The following is a 17,126-nucleotide window of genomic DNA, read 5'->3' on the forward strand; positions in this document are numbered from 1 at the left end:
CTATAACAAAAATGAATAACAAACTTTTTTGAGATAACAAATAGCAAGAATTGCACAGAAAAAAATAGAGAAAAATGGAGCTTTCGTGGCCGGAAGACTACGCAGTATGCGGGGTGATGCGCTTTCACAGGAAGGAGGAAAAATGCTTACAGCACTATATCATTAACCAGGAAGATAGCTCTGATTAGTTATTCTTATAAAGTGAATAATTGTATATTTATGATAAATTTACCTTAAGACAGAAAAAAGCCAGCATCCTGCTGGCCCGGTAAGTACCGAATCGAACTATAGTGGCTTACTATCTTACAGAGGGCACAACGTTAAAAATTCAATACTGCTGCTTAATTATTGATCGGGATGAATCTGCGATAATCATCACTGCTCCCGCCAACATTAACGTATCTTTTAACACCAACCGCCCGGCACCTGATAAGTACGGAAATCCGTGGTGTAAATCACCCAGCGGCATTACCCATGCCTCTGGCGTGGTTATTAAAAATGATAAGGTTACAATTGGTGTGGCAAAGGCCAGAACACCGCCAATTAATCCCAACCAACGGCTAACAGGATTAGCCAGCACCAGCAAAGCGATAAGAATTTCGACTACACCCAGACCATTTGAGAATGTATACGTGTTATTCGCCGTCTGCCATTCACGAGCCTGCGGTTTGAATTCACCTTCGTGGGTTAAATGTTGTTTGTATTCTTCTGGATGCTCATAAAAAAATGACATTACCGGACTATTGGCGACAAACGGTGTAATGCTGTCGGCTTCGTAAGGTACAAATTTTAATAAGCCAATCCAGATAAAAACAATCGCGATACTCAGGCGAATCAAGGTTAATCCAACCCTGTCACCGTTGCCCAATATACGAAGATATTTTTCCATTCCGGCGCTCCTCACTTGTACAAAATTGCCGTTGCGTGAGTGCTGCTATCAATGCGCATTGAGGTAATTTTCCAGGAAGTCGCATTCTTTTCCTGCGCCAGTTTCGCAATGGCATCTTCCACCATGGAAGGAGAACCAGACACGGCTGATACGCTAACGTGGGCAACCTCGGTTTGCGCTAACGCGGAAAATGTCACCGGAGCAGTCAGTAACGTAGTCATTAGTAACATAGTTTTAAGCATGTTCATTTCTATTTCCATTAACGAGTCATTTCAGTTGGAATATAATAAAACATGTCACTTCATTTTATTTCATCCGTAACGCCAAAATAACTGTCAATTAGTATCAGGAACATAAAAATACAAATAAAAAAAAGCCCCACACGGGTGGGGCAAATATGCAGACTACACTATTATCATTTAATGAGAGAAAAGAGATCGTTTAGTGATTCGCTCATGCTTGGATGGGTAAATATTTGGTCACGCAATATGGTATAAGGTAACCCTGCATCCATAACCGTCTTGATGATATTAATCATTTCATGAGAATCCACGCACAGCAGCGACACGCCTAATATTTGTTTCGTTTCGCTATCCACTACTGCTTTAAGAACACCACGCGTATCATTCATCACTCGCGCACGGGGGATAGCCGCTACCGGCAACGTCACGACTTGCACCGCCGCACCGCTGGCGCGAGCCTGTTCTTCAGTCATTCCGACGCGGGAAAGCGGCGGCGTCATAAAGACGGAATACGGTACGTTTTGGCGATCGCCCGTGTTACGTAATCCCTCTCCTAGCAGGTTGTCGCGCACAATACGGAAGTCATCCAGCGAGATATAGGTAAATTGCAATCCACCAGTGACATCGCCCATTGCCCAAATATTGTCTGCCGATGTACGCAAATATTTATTCACAACAATGGCACCACGATCGTTTACATCCACACCCGCTTTCTGCAATTGCAGGTTTTCTGTCGCCGGTTTGCGACCTGATGCTACCAACAGCGCATCCACTGTCTGGGCACCTTCCGGCATGTGCAGCTGTACTGCTCCATCATGAGAGGAGACCGACTGCACGTTGGCATTGAGGATCAGCTCAACACCTTTATCGCGTAAAATGTTGGCGATAGCGTCAGCAATATCCCGGTCTTCACGAGGCAAAAACTGTGGAGCTGCTTCATAAATGGTGACTTTGCTACCAAAGTTGGCAAACATCGATGCGAATTCAACGCCGATATACCCACCACCCAAAATGCCCAGACGCTCTGGACGTTGCGTCAAATTCAACAGCCCGGTGCTGTCAAACACGCCAGGTGTCGTGGTTAATCCCTCAACGTTTGGAATCGTTGACTGGGCGCCAGTATTAATAAAGATTTTCTCGCCACTCAGTTCAACCTCACCTGTTGACTGCACGACTCGCACAATATGGTTATCAACGAATTCAGCACGACCTTCAATCACATCCACGTTTTCCAGATCGGCAAGATTATGGAAATTTTTATCGCGCAGAAAACTGACAACGGAGGCCTTGCGTTGCATTGCCTCGGCAAAGTCATGCTGAAGTTCAGCATCATGTACCAGCGTTTTAGTTGGGATACAGCCGATGTTGATGCATGTCCCGCCATACATGGTGTTTGACTGTTCAATAATCGCTACCCGCCAACCCGTTTTGGCCAGCGTTGCCGCCAGCGTTTTACCCGCTTTGCCAAATCCAATAACGATCGCCTGATACTGATTCATGCTGTCTCTCCGCCAAGTCACTGTTCGTTTGATGAACTGAAGTATAGGTTGAACTCTGCGAGAACAATGTATCCACAACTCGCCAATAACTGTCAAATCGTCTAAATTAGCCTTAAAGATGATTAACATCTCGAGAACGAATGATCACCATAACACTTTGAAGGTATTAATATAATAATAAATTAAAGAGATAATACCGTTTCAATAAACGACATCAAAAAATGTTCAGGAGTCTCTATGGATGCCCTTAGCCGATTGCTTATGCTTAACGACCCACAAGGCTCGATCGATCAAAATTGCCTGCTGAGCAAAGACTGGCAACTACCGCATGCTGCGGGTGAGTTGTCCGTCATCCGCTGGCATACGGTCACACAAGGGGCAGCCCAACTGGACATGCCCGATGGGTCCTCTTTTACCCTGCGGGCCGGTACTATCGTGATCTTGCCGCAAAACTCTGCACATCGGCTGTGCCAGACTGGCGATGAACAAACGCACATTGTTTGCGGTAGCCTACGATTGCACGCTTCCTCGCGCTATTTTTTAACTGCGTTACCAGAAGTATTAGTTCTGGCACCTGATGAAAATAGCCCTGTCGGCCACTGGATTAAGGCTATGATTGCGTTGATGCAGCAGGAGTCCATGAGTACGCTGCCGGGCTCCAGTGTAGTCTGCAGTCAACAATGCGCCACACTGTTCACCTTGGCCGTTCGCGAGTGGCTAACCAAAGCGACGCCCGCAGAGAACGTGTTGAATCTACTGCTGCATCCCAAACTAGGGGCCGTCGTCTTCATGATGCTGGAGTCACCGGCGTTTGCCTGGACCGTCGAAGAACTGGCGAAACGTGCGCATATGTCGCGAGCCAGCTTCGCGCAGCTATTTCGTGAAGTCTCAAACTCCACGCCGCTCGCTGTATTAACCACTTTGCGCCTGCAATTCGCTGCCCAGATGCTGTCACGCGGGTCGCAGCCATTGGTTGTGGTGGCCGAGTCAGTGGGCTATGCCAGCGAATCGTCATTCCACAAAGTCTTTTTACGGGAATTTGGCTGCACGCCGGGCGAGTACCGCAAACGCGTAAAATCTTTAGCGGCATAACGCAACGCCTGCTTCGGCGACCAAACCGACGCAGGCGAGCGTTTCAAGGCATTACTTTTGGCTACGGTGCCTGTGAAGCCACATCAGCTTATAGGCTGCCGGGATAATGAACAGTGAGAGCAATGGTGCGGTGATCATGCCGCCAATCATCGGCGCGGCTATGCGGCTCATGACTTCTGAGCCTGCCCCCGTTCCCCACAAGATAGGTAGCAGACCCGCGATAATTACCGCCACGGTCATCGCTTTTGGCCGCACGCGCAGCACGGCACCGTGATACAACGCGTCATCCAGCTTATCCGCCGTAAAGGTTTGCGGATTTTCCAGCGCGGGTTCGGCTTCAATAGCGTGGCGCAAGTACATCAGCATCACCACGCCAAACTCCGCAGCAACACCTGCCAGGGCGATAAATCCGGTTCCGGTTGCAACCGACATATGGAACCCCATCCAGTAAAGGAACCAGATGCCTCCCACCAGCGCAAAAGGCACACTGGTGATAATCAGCAGCGCTTCGCCAAAGCGACGGAAAGCCAGATAAAGCAGAACGAAGATAATCATCAGCGTCATCGGCACCATCAACTTGAGCTTATGGCTGGCGCGCTCAAGCAGCTCGAACTGTCCGGAAAACGCCACGCTGGTACCCGGCTTTAACTGGACCTTTTCAGCAATAGCCTTTTTCAGATCGTTCACCACGGAGACCATGTCACGATCGCGGGCGTCGATGTAAATCCAACTGGTTGGTCGCGCATCTTCGGTTTTCAGCATTGAAGGACCCGAAACCACCGTCACATCGGCGACATCCGCCAGCGTGATTTGCTGTTTCATGGGCGTCAGAATAGGCAGATTACGCAATGCTTCCGGGCTATCACGATAGCTCTGCGCATAGCGCAGATTGATAGGGTAGCGTGCAATCCCTTCCACCGTTTCGCCCACCATTGCCCCTCCTACCGCAGAAGTGACAAACAGCTGCACAGCACCTACGGTCATGCCGTACCGGGCCGCTTTTTCACGATTAATATCTACGTTGAGATAGCGTCCACCCACCAGACGCTCAGCCAGCGCCGAAGAGACTCCCGGCACGGTTCTGGCCACCTCTTCAATTTGCTCCGCCGTGGCGTCGATATCTGCCAGAACGTTACCTGACACCTTAATGCCAATTGGACTTTTGATCCCCGTAGAGAGCATGTCGATACGGTTACGAATCGGCGGAACCCACAGATTCGCCAGCCCCGGCAAGCGTACGGTTTTGTCCAGCTCGGCAATGATTTTGTCCATCGTCATTCCCGGACGCCACTGGTCCTGTGGCTTCAGTTGGATCGTCGTTTCAACCATTTCCAGCGGCGCGGAGTCTGTTGCGGTTTCTGCCTTACCGGTTTTACCAAACACGCGCGCCACTTCCGGAACGGTCATGATCAGCTTGTCGGTTTTCTGCAGCATGTCCGCTGCCTGCGCCGCTGAGATCCCCGGCAATGTCGAAGGCATATACAGCAGATCGCCTTCGTTAATCTGCGGCAGGAATTCACCACCGACTTTATTCAGCGGGTAGATAACCGTCAGTATTGAAAGCACCGCCACCAGAATAGTGGTCTTGGGCCAGTGCAACACCTTCAGCAACAGCGGATGATAAATACGGATCAGGAAGCGGTTAAGCGGGTTGCTGCTTTCGGCCGGTATCTTGCCACGGATCCAGAATCCCATCAGGATCGGAATGACCACAATCGCCAGAAACGCCGCGCCTGCCATGGCATATGTTTTGGTGAACGCCAGCGGCCCAAACAGTCGCCCTTCTTGCCCCTCAAGTGTGAAAATGGGGATAAACGACAACGTGATGATCAACAGGCTGATGAACAATGCCGGGCCGACTTCTACCGAGGCATCAGTAATAACCTTCCAGCGCGTTGCGTTATCGAGCTTTTCATTCGGATGCTGATGCCCCCACTCTTCCAGCCGCTTATGGGCGTTTTCAATCATCACGATTGCGGCATCAACCATCGCCCCGACGGCAATGGCAATTCCCCCTAACGACATGATATTGGCGTTCAGCCCCTGGAAATGCATCACGATAAACGCGATACACAGCCCCAGCGGCAGGGAAATAATCGCCACCAGCGCCGAACGCAGATGCCACAGGAACAGCGCACACACCAGCGCCACGACGATAAACTCTTCCAGCAGCTTGTAGCTGAGGTTATCAATGGCGCGATCGATGAGCTGACTGCGATCGTATGTTGTAACTACCTCTACGCCTTCCGGCAGGCTGCTTTTCAGCGTGTCGAGTTTGGCTTTAACGGCGGAAATCACCTCACGCGCATTTTTACCGGAACGCAGGATAACCACCCCGCCCGCGACTTCGCCTTCGCCATTCAGTTCGGCGATCCCACGGCGCATTTCCGGCCCAATCTGTACGCGCGCCACATCGCGCAGGTAAACAGGGACACCGTCGGTCCCCGTTTTCAGGACGATGTTATTGAAATCATCAAGCGTTTGCAGATATCCACTGGCGCGGACCATATATTCCGCTTCAGCCATCTCAACAGATGAGCCGCCCGCTTCCTGATTTGATGTATCCAGCGCCGATTTCACATCCGCCAGGCTGATGCCATATTGCGTCAGCTTCATTGGATCGATAACGACCTGATACTGTTTAACCACGCCGCCTACCGAGGCGACTTCCGCCACGTTAGGAATCGTTTTTAACTCATACTTTAAAAACCAATCCTGAAGAGAACGTAATTCCGCCAGATCATGTTTCCCGCTGCGATCCACCAGCGCGTACTCAAATATCCAGCCGACGCCCGTGGCGTCCGGTCCCATTTCCGCGCTAACGCCAGCCGGCAATTTTCCCTGAACCTGGTTGAGGTACTCCAGTACGCGCGAGCGCGCCCAGTAAGGATCGGTGCCATCTTCGAAAATGACGTACACGTAGGAATCGCCAAACTGCGAGAAACCGCGCACGGTTTTTGCGCCCGGTACCGACAGCATGGTGGTGGTCAACGGGTAGGTCACCTGATTTTCAACAATTTGCGGCGCCTGACCCGGATAGCTGGTTTTGACGATCACCTGAACATCAGAGAGATCGGGTAGCGCATCAACCGGCGTATTGATGATGGTCCAGGTTCCCCAGACGCTGAGAAACAGCGCCCCCATCATCACCAGAAAACGGTTTGCCACCGAACGACGGATAATCCATTCAATCATTTATTATGTCCTCAGTGTGAATGGGTCGCCTGGGCTGGCATGGCGGCTGCGTCTTGCGTCTTACTGTTCTGGGCGCGCATACGGTCCAGTGCGCCAGAGATATTCGCTTCGGAATCAATCAGGAACAGGCCACTGGACACCACTTTTTCGCCTTCGGTCAGGCCGGAGCGGATAGCCGTCAGCCCCTGAGATTCATGGAATACCGCAACCTGTTTCGGTACAAATCGGCCTTCGTTATCAACGGTGATTACCCGCTGCTCGGTACCCGTATCAATCAGCGCTTTAGACGGGATCAGCAGCATTGGCTCGCTTTGTGTTTTCAGTTGCAGGTAAGCATTCATCCCAGGCTTGAGCGCCTCATCGGGATTATCAACCTGCAAACGGATTTGCAACGTCCGCGTAGTCGCATCAACGCTTGGTAAGATACTCCACTTGCTGATGGTGAAAGGCTTATCCGGCCAGGCGGGCACGGTGATGGTAAATTGTGAGGCGTCTTTAATCAGCCAGGCGATAGATTCCGGGACCGACGCGCTGACCCATACCGGGTCCATACCCTGAATTTTCGCGACCACATTGTCTTTAGAAATGTTCATACCGGTACGCAAATCGAATGCGGTGATCACCCCATCGATAGGCGCTTTCAGGGTAAAGCGAGTCTGAATTTTACGCGTCGATTTTAAGCGCTGAATATCCGCTTCAGGCATTCCAGCCAGACGTAATCTCTCCAGAATCCCTTCCACCTGCGTGGCGCTGCCGCCAGTTTCCCGCAGCAATAAATATTCGCTCTGCGCCTCAACCCAATCAGGAATAGTCAGATCGATCAGCGGCGAACCCTTCTTAATTTTGTCCCCCACGGTCAGCGGATAAACCTTCTCGATAAAGCCTGCAGAGCGTGCCTGGACAATAACAAACTGGTATTCGTTATAACTAACATTGGCCGGGAAAGTTTGCGCATAATGCAGCGGTCCACGACGAACTGGCTCTGTTTTCAACCCCAGGTTCTGGGTCTGGGTGGGATCGATGCGCACGCCTGGTGATGACGCGTTCGCGGTCTCTTCATCGGCATATTTCGGGATCAGATCCATATCCATAAACGGCGATTTACCCGGTTTATCAAAGCGCGTGTTCGGATACATGGGGTCATACCAGAACAACACTTTCCTGGCTTCTTTTGGCGAAGCCTGCCCGGTTTCAGCCGTTGCTTTTGCCGATGAATAATAAGTATAAATACCGACAGAAATAACCCCTCCGGCAATCATGCCAGCGAGAATAAGCGCGGTATTTTTAATATTTAAAGACGCCATAGTGATTTCCATTGCGCGATAGTCTCACCCGCGTTTACAAAAAACCGGGCAAGAATAAAAGAGACCTGCGAGAACGTTATTTACTGATGTGAATATCGCGTAACACAGAGAGATTTCCCTGCTGAACAAACGTAAACGCGACCTTATCGCCTGGCTTAATATCATCAGCCTTCGTATCAGCAACCAGCGTAAAACGCATTGTCATGGCCGGCCAGTTCACCGCAGGAATAGGGTCATGTTTGATCGTGATTTTTTTACTTTCCATATCAACAGCTTCAACCACCCCGGTAGCGCTAATGAGTTGTTCCTGTTGAGCCGCTGGCTGCATATTCATCATCTCGCCATGCTGATGCTCACTGGCCTGAGCGTTAAACATGACCACAGAGAAAAGGCTAAACAGCACGGCTTTGGCGGTAGTATTCATACATCATGCTCCTGAAAAGTTAATATTAAGGATTACTCCACCCAACCGCCGCCTAAGGCAGCAAACAGCTTAATTTCATTAACCTGTTGGGCGTAATTAAGATCGAGCAGCGATTGCCGCGTAGCGAATAAAGAACGTTCTGCGTCTAATACTTCGATATAGCTAACTGCACCATTCTGATAAAGCGCTCTGGCGCGTTGTAGTGTGATTTGCAACGAATCCAGGTAACGCTGTTGCCCGCTAATTTGATCGGCAATGCTTTGGCGCAACACCAGTGCATCCGCCACTTCTTTAAATGCGTTCTGAATTTTCTGTTCGTAATTCACTACCGACTGTTGTTGGCGAATTTCTGCCAGGTCGAGATTGGACTGATTACGTCCGGCGTTGAAGATTGGAATATCTATTTTGGGGACAAAATTCCACATGCCGCTGGCGGCATTAAATAAACTGGAAAGATCGCTGCTGCTACTGGACACGGAACTGGTCAACGTTATAGACGGAAAAAATGCCGCCCGCGCAGCACCGATATTGGCATTTGCCGCCAATAACCCGTGCTCAGCTTCCATAATATCCGGGCGCTGCAACAATATTTGCGATGAGAGCGATGGCGGTAGCGTTACCGGTTTAATATCCCCACGGCTGCGCGCCTGGTCATTGGGTAATTTCCCGTATGTACCCAGCAACAGTTGCAGCGCGTTATTGGCCTGTGCCAACTCACCTTTACGCTTGGCAATTTCGCTACGTGTACTTTCAATCACACCGCGCGCTTGTTCCAACGCCAGTACGTTGGTGCTACCGGTTACCAGTTGCTTCTCTACAAAAGCGTAAGAGCGCTGGTAGTTTTGCAGCGTTTCTTCGGCAACTTGCAGCTGCGCGTAAGCCAGACGCTGGTTAAAATAACTTTGCGACACGTTGGAAATTAATAAGATATGCACCGCCCGACGCGCCTCTTCGCTGGCAAAGAAGTTCTGCCGTTCGGCTTCACTCATATTTTTAAGCCGCCCAAAGAAATCCAGGTCGAAACTGAGAGTGAGTCCAGCTTCGAATTCACGATCGGTGCTGCTGTCACCTTTTAATTTACCGCTGTAGGTACCGCTGGAGCCTGCCGTGATTTGCGGATAACGGTCAGCGTCCGTGACACCATACTGCGCTCGCGCTTCCTGAACCTTCAGCGTCGCCATGCGTAAATCGCGGTTATTGATCAGCGCCTCGCCAATCAACGCCTTCACCTGGTCGTCAACAAAAAAGGTTCGCCACCCCGTGTCCTGATATTCACCAGAAGCTGGCACCAGGGAATTCTGGCTTAAAGAAAAATGCTGTGGCACCGGCAAGGCCGGGCGCTGATAGTCCGGTGCCAATGAACAACCAGCGAGCACGAATATAGCGCTGAGAGTAAGAAGCTTAAATTTGCTCATAGTTCTTCTCGTCCTGACCGGACTGATGTCCCTAAAATAAGTAGGAATTTATAGTCTTGTACTTTAACGAAGTGACTCTGTTTAACCGGTGACAGGAAAATGACAAAACTGTCATTTTCCCAATAACCGATTGCTATCCGATCCCGCTTCCCTAGAATTGAAAGTCCGCACAACCAGTGCGAGAAGGAGAATGCGATGAAGGTTTTGATAGTCGAAGATGAGAAAAAAACCGGTGAATACCTGACGAAAGGCCTGACGGAAGCGGGTTTTGTCGTGGATTTAGCGGATAACGGCCTGAACGGGTATCACCTGGCGATGACCGGCGATTACGACCTGCTCATACTCGACATCATGCTGCCGGATGTAAACGGCTGGGATATCGTGCGCATGCTGCGTTCCGCCAACAAAGGAATGCCCATTCTTCTCCTCACCGCACTGGGTACCATTGAACATCGGGTTAAAGGTCTGGAATTGGGTGCTGATGATTACCTGGTTAAACCGTTTGCCTTCGCCGAACTGCTGGCACGGGTCAGAACGTTGCTACGTCGAGGCGCTGCGGTGATTGTCGAAAGCCAGTTTCAGGTCGCCGATTTAATGGTCGATCTGGTCAGCAGAAAAGTCACCCGCAGCGGTACGCGCATCACCCTGACCAGCAAAGAATTTACGCTGCTTGAGTTTTTTCTGCGCCATCAGGGGGAAGTTTTACCCCGCTCGCTGATCGCCTCCCAGGTCTGGGATATGAATTTTGACAGCGATACAAATGCCATCGACGTCGCAGTTAAGCGTCTGCGCGCCAAAATTGATAACGACTTTGAGCCGAAACTGATTCAGACCGTACGCGGCGTGGGATATATGCTTGAGGTTCCTGATGGTCAGTAAACGATGGCGGCGCCCTTTTTCGCTGGCGACACGACTGACCTTTTTTATCAGCCTGGCGACAATTGCCTCATTTTTCGCCTTTGCATGGATAATGATCCACTCCGTAAAAGTCCATTTTGCCGAGCAGGACATCAATGATTTACAAGAGATTAGCGCCACGCTGGAGCGGATTATAAACCAACCCAACGAGCCAGAATCACGCCGCCTGGAAACGCTAAAAAATGTGGTGGCGGGTTACTCGAACGTCATTATTTCTCTGGAAGATAGCAACCAGAAGGCCATTTTTCATTCGCCCAATGCGCCGGATCTCCGGCAATTTATCGCCAGCGCAAGGCCGGATAAAAATGCCCATGCCAGTGACGTTTTTATTATCTCAGGCCCAACACTGCAAACCTCCAAACATATCCACGGACAGAAAACATCGTCTAACTGGCGAATGATTCGCCTGCCGGTAGGACAGCTTGCCGATGGAAAACCAGCGTATACCTTGTATCTGGCATTATCGATCGACTTTCATCTGCACTATATTAACGATCTGAAAAACAAGCTGATTATGACGGCATCGCTGATTAGCATGATGATTGTTTTTATCGTGCTTTTCGCCGTATACAAAGGCCATGAACCGATCCGTAATGTCAGTCGTCGCATCCAAAATATCACCTCGAAAGATCTCGATGTACGCCTCGATCCGCAAGCGGTTCCTATTGAACTGGAACAGCTGGTGAGTTCGTTTAATCACATGATCGAACGCATCGAGGACGTATTTAAACGCCAGTCGAACTTCTCGGCGGATATTGCTCATGAGATCCGCACGCCAATAACTAATCTCGTCACCCAAACGGAAATTGCGCTCAGCCAGACCCGCAGCCAAAAAGAACTCGAAGACGTACTGTATTCCAATCTCGAAGAGTTTGGCCGTATGTCGAAGATGGTGAGTGATATGCTGTTTCTGGCACAGGCGGACAACAATCAGCTGATTCCAGAAAAAAAAGCGCTCAATCTGGCTGATGAGGTCGGTAAAGTGTTCGACTTTTTCGAAGCCTGGGCAGAAGAGCGTGAGGTTGGTTTACGGTTTGAAGGACGCGCATGCTGGGTTTCAGGCGACCCATTAATGTTACGCCGGGCAATGAGTAACCTGCTGTCAAATGCCATGCGCTATACGCCAAAAGGCGAGTCGGTAACCGTGCGGGTGAAAGAGGCGGATGGCCAGGTCCAGATAGTCGTTGAGAACCCCGGAAACCCCATTCCCCCGCAACATCTTCCGCGACTCTTTGACCGATTTTATCGGGTAGACCCTTCACGACAGCGTAAAGGCGAAGGCAGCGGCATTGGTCTGGCGATTGTGAAATCGATTGTGATTGCTCATCAAGGAAAAGTCTCGGTGACTTCCGACCATCATGCCACTCGCTTTATTCTGACGCTGCCCAAGCACGCGATGTAATTTATGGTGATGACGCTTATATCTGTCATCACCTGTTGTCTGACACAACCGTCATAATCCTGTCACGCCACTGACAGCCCCTATTAATTATACTTTCTTCCGTAAACCCAAACAGGAGAAATATGATGAATAAGATGTCCTCTTTTTTAGCTATCGCGTTTTTTATTTCAGCAGGCGTTAATGCGGCAGAAACACCCAAAATGCATCAACAGGCCGCAATGGCTCATGAAATGATGAATAACAGTGATGCCCCTGCACATCAACAAATGGCACAAGCACACGCCGCGCAGGCAAATAATTCATCGTCAGCACCAGCCAATGCGCAATCATTTTCACAAATGAATGAACATGAAAAAGCGATGGTCGTTCACCAATCAGTCAACAACGGCCATTCGTTTGCCCATGAGGTACAGGTCGAGCAGCACCGCGCACAGATCTCCACTCAAGGGTAAAGACCAACTGTATTGACGACGATATCCATTAATACGCTAAGTTTGAATATTGTGGACTACTCTCCCCACGCGGGTCTGTTTATAGACAAGCCCGCGTCCTTGATCACTGTTAATGTCAATATTAATAATTCATTAAATCCTTCATATAAAAGTAATCACCTCTTAGTTCTCTATCTAAATTGTACAAAACAAGTAAATAAACTGCTTATTATGTTGCGTATTACAACATTCATCACCTAATACTAATTATAAATTAGGATTCCCCCTGGTATGCGTCGTTAATATTTAATGGGAGACTGCCGTCGTCGTAAACATGACAGCCAAAAAGTTCGTATTCCTATAAATAAACTTAATGATGATAGTGAGTGAAAAATGAATAAACGTCTGCTGACCCTCCTGGTCCTTGGCCTGACAACGGCCACAACGGCATGTGCAATTACCCCGGCAATGCAGAAAAAGTATGAACGTTCAGGTTGTACGCAAATGAGTGAACTCAATGGCTGTGATGTGAATAAATCCTATCAGTGGAACCGCGATCATGGCTTTATCGGGAACGATAACAGCCAGCAGAATCGTCATCATCGCCATGGTGAAGAGCAGCAAAATACCGCAGACCGGGATAACCACGATAATGCCGGTATTGATGGCAAATTCAGCGGAAATTACGTAGCCAAATTTGCCAATGGTCAACGCAGCGTTGATATTCACGTCGAAGATTCCGGCGTTTACGTCAATGGTAATGAAGTGCGTGACGTAAATACCTATAAGGATACGATGACCTTCCGCGTCGGCTATGCCACTTACACGATTAAAACAAATGGTCGCGGTAGCTGGAATGACAGCGATGCAGGAAACGCTGGCAAAATTGTGCGTGAATAACAGATACCGCTAAAGAGCGCTGCGATCACAGCACCCTCAACAGCCATGCATTACAGTATGCCGTTTTAATACTGGAGTCAGACATGGCTTTGACCCTCACGGTGCTGCTTGAAAACCGACATGCTGCAGGCGCTGGAAAAACATTACTGGCAAAGCCTGGATTAAGTCTGTTAGTTCAGGATGAGACAACCACAATATTGTTTGATACCGGTCCGGATGACAGCTTCATGCATAACGCTGCGCAAATGGGCGTGGACCTGACGCACTTAACCGCCGTAGTGCTGTCGCACGGCCATTACGATCACTGCGGCGGCGTGCCGTGGCTTGCGGATAACAGCCGTATCATTTGCCATCCCCAAATAGCCTGCGAACGATATGCCTCAGTTACGGTTGCGGGAACACCACGAAAAATTAAAAAACTCTCGCGTGATAACAACTACTCTCGATTCATCATGGAATACACCCGTGAGCCGCTGGCTATCAGCGATCGCTTTTTGTGGTCCGGGGAAATTAGCGTCCCCACGCCACGGTCCTATGGTGTAATTAGCGAGAAAACTCTGCAACCAGATTACATCAGTGACGAAGGCGTATTGATCTATAAATCTGAACGCGGGTTAGTCATCATTACCGGTTGCGGGCATCGGGGAATAGAGAACATCGTACGCCATTGCCAGAAAATCACCGGGGTTAACCAAATTTATGCCCTCGTCGGTGGGTTTCATTTACGTGCAGCCTCCCCCACTAAGCTATGGCGGACCCGACAATTTATTAAGCAACAACAACCCGAAAAACTGCTCGGCTGTCATTGTACCGGTTCGTGGGGGCGATTGTGGCTACCGGGAACTGACGCCCCGGCAACGGGAGATGTAATTGTGCTGGCAGAGTAACGACAGTCAACGTTGCCAATACAACAATAAAAAACGGGAACCTTGCGGCTCCCGTTTATCAGCCTTTATTACATAGTGACAATTGCTGGCTCATCAAAGACGGTGAGTTTTGGCGCTTCACCGGTGTATTTTTCTGCGTATACCAGGCTGGTATTCCCCGCACAACCATTCGCCAGCCGTGAAGTCGGGATATCCGCCGTCAGTACGTTCGCGCCGCCATTTTTACAGATACCGTTTTCAATATCCGGCCAGGCGCCTTCATGAATACAGATAATGCCCGGTTTGATGCCGTCGCTGACGTGCGCCCCCACCAGAACCTGTCCGCGAGCATTCCATACGCGGACCAGATCGCCCTCGACAATCCCTCTGGCTTTCGCGTCATCCGGATGAATCGTCACCGGTTCACGATTGGCAATCGCGTACTCTTTACGCAGAGACGCGTAGTTCAGCTGGCTGTGCAGACGATGTGCCGGGTGCGCCGTCAGTAGCTGCAGCTGATCTTTATCCGCCGTTCCTTTCCATTCATCCGGTTCAATCCAGGACGCATGCGGCGGACAGTCTTTATACTGATAGCCTTCAATCGTTTTCGAATAGATTTCTATCTTGCCGCTCGGCGTTCCGAGTGCGTTCATCACAGGATCGCTGCGGAAATCCGCGTAGCGCACGTATTTGTTATTCTTTTCATTCTCACGCATTTCGATCAGTTTATTCTGCTGCCAGAATGCGTTGAATTGCGGCATGGCGACACGCTGGGCACGGGCGGCTTTTTGCGCGGCATCGTAGAACTGCTTCAGCCACGCCATTTCGTCTTTGCCTTCGGTGTAGACCGCTTTCCCGCCCGGCTTGAGCATTTCAGCCAGATCGGCAAATACGTCAAAGTCACTACGCGCTTCAAACTGCGGCTCAATGACCTGCTTCATCGGCACCAGATGCTGGTTACTGTAATCACCGGTCATGGTCAGATCGTTACGCTCAAACGAGGTGGTGATTGGCAGAACGATATCGGCGTGTTTGGCCGCGGCGGTCCAGTAACACTCAGAGATGACAACCAGTTCAGGCTTCTGCCAGGCTTTGATTAAGCGGTTGGTATCCTGATGATGGGTAAAGTTAGCGCCGCCCGCCCACCAGATCATTTTGATATCCGGGAAGGTTTGCTCTTTACCGTTATGCTGATATTTGCCGCCTGGGTTTTCCAGCGCTTCGACAATTCGCGCTACCGGCAGGCTGGTCACCGCATCGGAAACCGCCCAGTCGTTACCTGCCGATGACCCACCCTCAATTTTGGCGGAGATCGCCGGTAAGACCCCACCAGTGCGCGTTGGGTTACCGCCGTTGGAATAGTGATAAGAGAACCCGAAACCGCCGCCTTCGGTACCTATTTGCCCCAGCATCGCCGCCAGAGTCACCAGCATCCAGTGTTTTTGCTCACCGTATTGCTGGCGCTGAATCCCCCAACCTGCCATGAGCATGGTTTTGTTGCCGGAGAAAATTTCCGCCAGCTTTTCCAGTTGCTCAGCAGGCACGCCACACACGCCAGATGCCCACTCGGCAGTTTTCTCTACTTTATCGCTCTTGCCAAGCAGGTACTCTTCAAACTGCGGATATCCGGTGGTGTATTTTTCCAGGAAGGCTTTGTCGTGAAGATTTTTCTTCACCAGCGTGTGGGCGATCCCTAACATCATTGCCACATCGGTCCCCATATGTGGCGCAATCCAGGTCGCATTATCACCAAAGAACTCGATGGTTTCAGAACGCATCGGATCGATGGCGATGACGCTTTTCCCTGATTTCTTCAGCAGATTAAAGTATTCGATCCCTTGTTCATCCGTGCTGCTCCAGGCAATCTTAAGGGTGTTGAGCGGGTTCATCCCCCACAGCACCACAACCTGACTGTGCTCAAGCACCATCGGCCAGGTGGTTTGCTGCTCGTAGACCTCAACCGATCCCACAACGTATGGCATGATCACCTGCGCGGCACCGGTTGAATAATCTCCGGTATGCCCGGCGTAGCCACCGGCCATGCTCATGTAGCGTTGCAGTAAGGTTTGCGCCTTATGCAGAACGCCGCTGGATCGCCAGCCATAAGAACCGGCAAATATCGAAGCCGGGCCATAGCTGCTGCGGATCCGGCTATGCTGTTCATGAATGAGCTTCAGCGCCTGTTCCCAGCTAACCCGCACGAAAGGATCGTTACCACGTTTACCATCCGCTTTACCCGGGTTTTCCAGATAGCTTTTACGCACCATCGGATACTTAACGCGGATATTGGTATGAACCTGATCCGGCGCGGTTTGCTGTAATGAGTTCGGCACCGTTTTCGGCAACGCACCTTTTGAGGAAACCACTTTGCCGTCTTTTACTTCCACATATACCGCGCCCCAACGTGCAGCCGTCAGAATCGCTCCGCCATTCTGGCCTTCGGCCCAGGCTGGCATTGGGATCACCGAAGAAATCGCCATTGTCCCGGTTGCCGCGCCAGCCGTCTTGATAAAGTCACGTCTTGTGAGTTTCATGATTTCTCCTGATTT

The 17,126-nt window shown here is 50.3% G+C and carries 14 protein-coding genes; 6 read left to right on the forward strand and 8 right to left on the reverse strand.

Annotated elements, in window-relative coordinates:
- Positions 1-328 precede the first annotated feature (328 nt).
- The 3 genes from rclC to rclA form a co-directional block, all read right to left on the reverse strand.
- On the reverse strand, positions 329-889 hold the full coding sequence (gene rclC / locus OGY83_RS10160) for a reactive chlorine resistance membrane protein RclC (protein ID WP_286635799.1): 561 nt from the start codon (positions 887-889) through the stop codon (positions 329-331).
- An 11-nt stretch (positions 890-900) separates the two neighbouring features.
- Positions 901-1,131 carry a reactive chlorine resistance periplasmic protein RclB gene (rclB, locus tag OGY83_RS10165; protein WP_286635919.1) on the reverse strand — a complete coding sequence of 77 codons (231 nt, stop codon included), beginning with the start codon at positions 1,129-1,131 and terminating at the stop codon, positions 901-903.
- A 173-nt stretch (positions 1,132-1,304) separates the two neighbouring features.
- The gene (gene rclA / locus OGY83_RS10170; RefSeq protein ID WP_286635800.1) at positions 1,305-2,630 is read right to left on the reverse strand and encodes a reactive chlorine resistance oxidoreductase RclA; all 1,326 of its coding nucleotides are present in this window, start codon (positions 2,628-2,630) and stop codon (positions 1,305-1,307) included.
- Positions 2,631-2,867: 237 nt separating this feature from the next.
- Here rclA and rclR point away from each other — a divergent pair, with 237 nt between their 5' ends.
- Positions 2,868-3,722 (forward strand): reactive chlorine-specific transcriptional regulator RclR, encoded by an 855-nt coding sequence (gene rclR, locus OGY83_RS10175; RefSeq protein WP_079936998.1) that lies wholly within the window; start codon positions 2,868-2,870, stop codon positions 3,720-3,722.
- 51 nt (positions 3,723-3,773) lie between these two features.
- Here rclR and OGY83_RS10180 read toward each other — a convergent pair whose 3' ends face one another.
- The 4 genes from OGY83_RS10180 to OGY83_RS10195 all read right to left on the reverse strand — a co-directional run bounded on the left by OGY83_RS10180 (position 3,774) and on the right by OGY83_RS10195 (position 10,060).
- Positions 3,774-6,917, reverse strand: a complete 3,144-nt coding sequence (locus OGY83_RS10180; protein WP_286635801.1) for a CusA/CzcA family heavy metal efflux RND transporter — start codon at positions 6,915-6,917, stop codon at positions 3,774-3,776.
- 11 nt (positions 6,918-6,928) lie between these two features.
- Complete coding sequence (locus OGY83_RS10185) at positions 6,929-8,221, reverse strand: efflux RND transporter periplasmic adaptor subunit (protein ID WP_286635802.1); 1,293 nt, start codon at positions 8,219-8,221, stop codon at positions 6,929-6,931.
- Positions 8,222-8,297: 76 nt separating this feature from the next.
- Positions 8,298-8,645, reverse strand: coding sequence for a cation efflux system protein CusF (cusF, locus tag OGY83_RS10190; protein ID WP_079937001.1), 348 nt, complete (start codon positions 8,643-8,645; stop codon positions 8,298-8,300).
- 32 nt (positions 8,646-8,677) lie between these two features.
- Positions 8,678-10,060 carry an efflux transporter outer membrane subunit gene (locus tag OGY83_RS10195; RefSeq protein WP_286635803.1) on the reverse strand — a complete coding sequence of 461 codons (1,383 nt, stop codon included), beginning with the start codon at positions 10,058-10,060 and terminating at the stop codon, positions 8,678-8,680.
- A gap of 195 nt (positions 10,061-10,255) precedes the next feature.
- On the opposite strand from OGY83_RS10195, the gene cusR reads away from it, so the two are divergent.
- The 5 genes from cusR (at position 10,256) to OGY83_RS10220 (ending at position 14,598) form a co-directional block, all read left to right on the forward strand.
- The gene (gene cusR / locus OGY83_RS10200; protein WP_048226190.1) at positions 10,256-10,939 is read left to right on the forward strand and encodes a copper response regulator transcription factor CusR; all 684 of its coding nucleotides are present in this window, start codon (positions 10,256-10,258) and stop codon (positions 10,937-10,939) included.
- Positions 10,929-12,380 (forward strand): Cu(+)/Ag(+) sensor histidine kinase, encoded by a 1,452-nt coding sequence (locus OGY83_RS10205; RefSeq protein WP_286635804.1) that lies wholly within the window; start codon positions 10,929-10,931, stop codon positions 12,378-12,380. Before cusR ends, OGY83_RS10205 begins: the two co-directional genes overlap by 11 nt.
- A 125-nt stretch (positions 12,381-12,505) precedes the next feature.
- The gene (locus OGY83_RS10210) at positions 12,506-12,832 is read left to right on the forward strand and encodes a PcoE/SilE family metal-binding protein (RefSeq protein WP_286635920.1); all 327 of its coding nucleotides are present in this window, start codon (positions 12,506-12,508) and stop codon (positions 12,830-12,832) included.
- A gap of 372 nt (positions 12,833-13,204) precedes the next feature.
- Positions 13,205-13,711: a hypothetical protein gene (locus OGY83_RS10215; RefSeq protein ID WP_286635805.1), complete on the forward strand. Its 507-nt coding sequence runs from the start codon at positions 13,205-13,207 to the stop codon at positions 13,709-13,711.
- A gap of 83 nt (positions 13,712-13,794) precedes the next feature.
- Entirely contained in the window at positions 13,795-14,598 is an 804-nt protein-coding gene (locus OGY83_RS10220; RefSeq protein ID WP_286635806.1) for an MBL fold metallo-hydrolase, read from the forward strand.
- Positions 14,599-14,666: 68 nt separating this feature from the next.
- Here the strand turns inward: OGY83_RS10220 and OGY83_RS10225 are convergent, their stop codons facing one another.
- Complete coding sequence (locus tag OGY83_RS10225) at positions 14,667-17,111, reverse strand: trimethylamine-N-oxide reductase 2 (protein WP_286635807.1); 2,445 nt, start codon at positions 17,109-17,111, stop codon at positions 14,667-14,669.
- Between the last annotated feature and the right edge of the window lie 15 nt (positions 17,112-17,126).

The organism is Citrobacter sp. Cpo090 (assembly GCF_030332665.1).
In the GTDB taxonomy this organism is placed as follows: Bacteria; Pseudomonadota; Gammaproteobacteria; order Enterobacterales; family Enterobacteriaceae; genus Citrobacter; species Citrobacter portucalensis.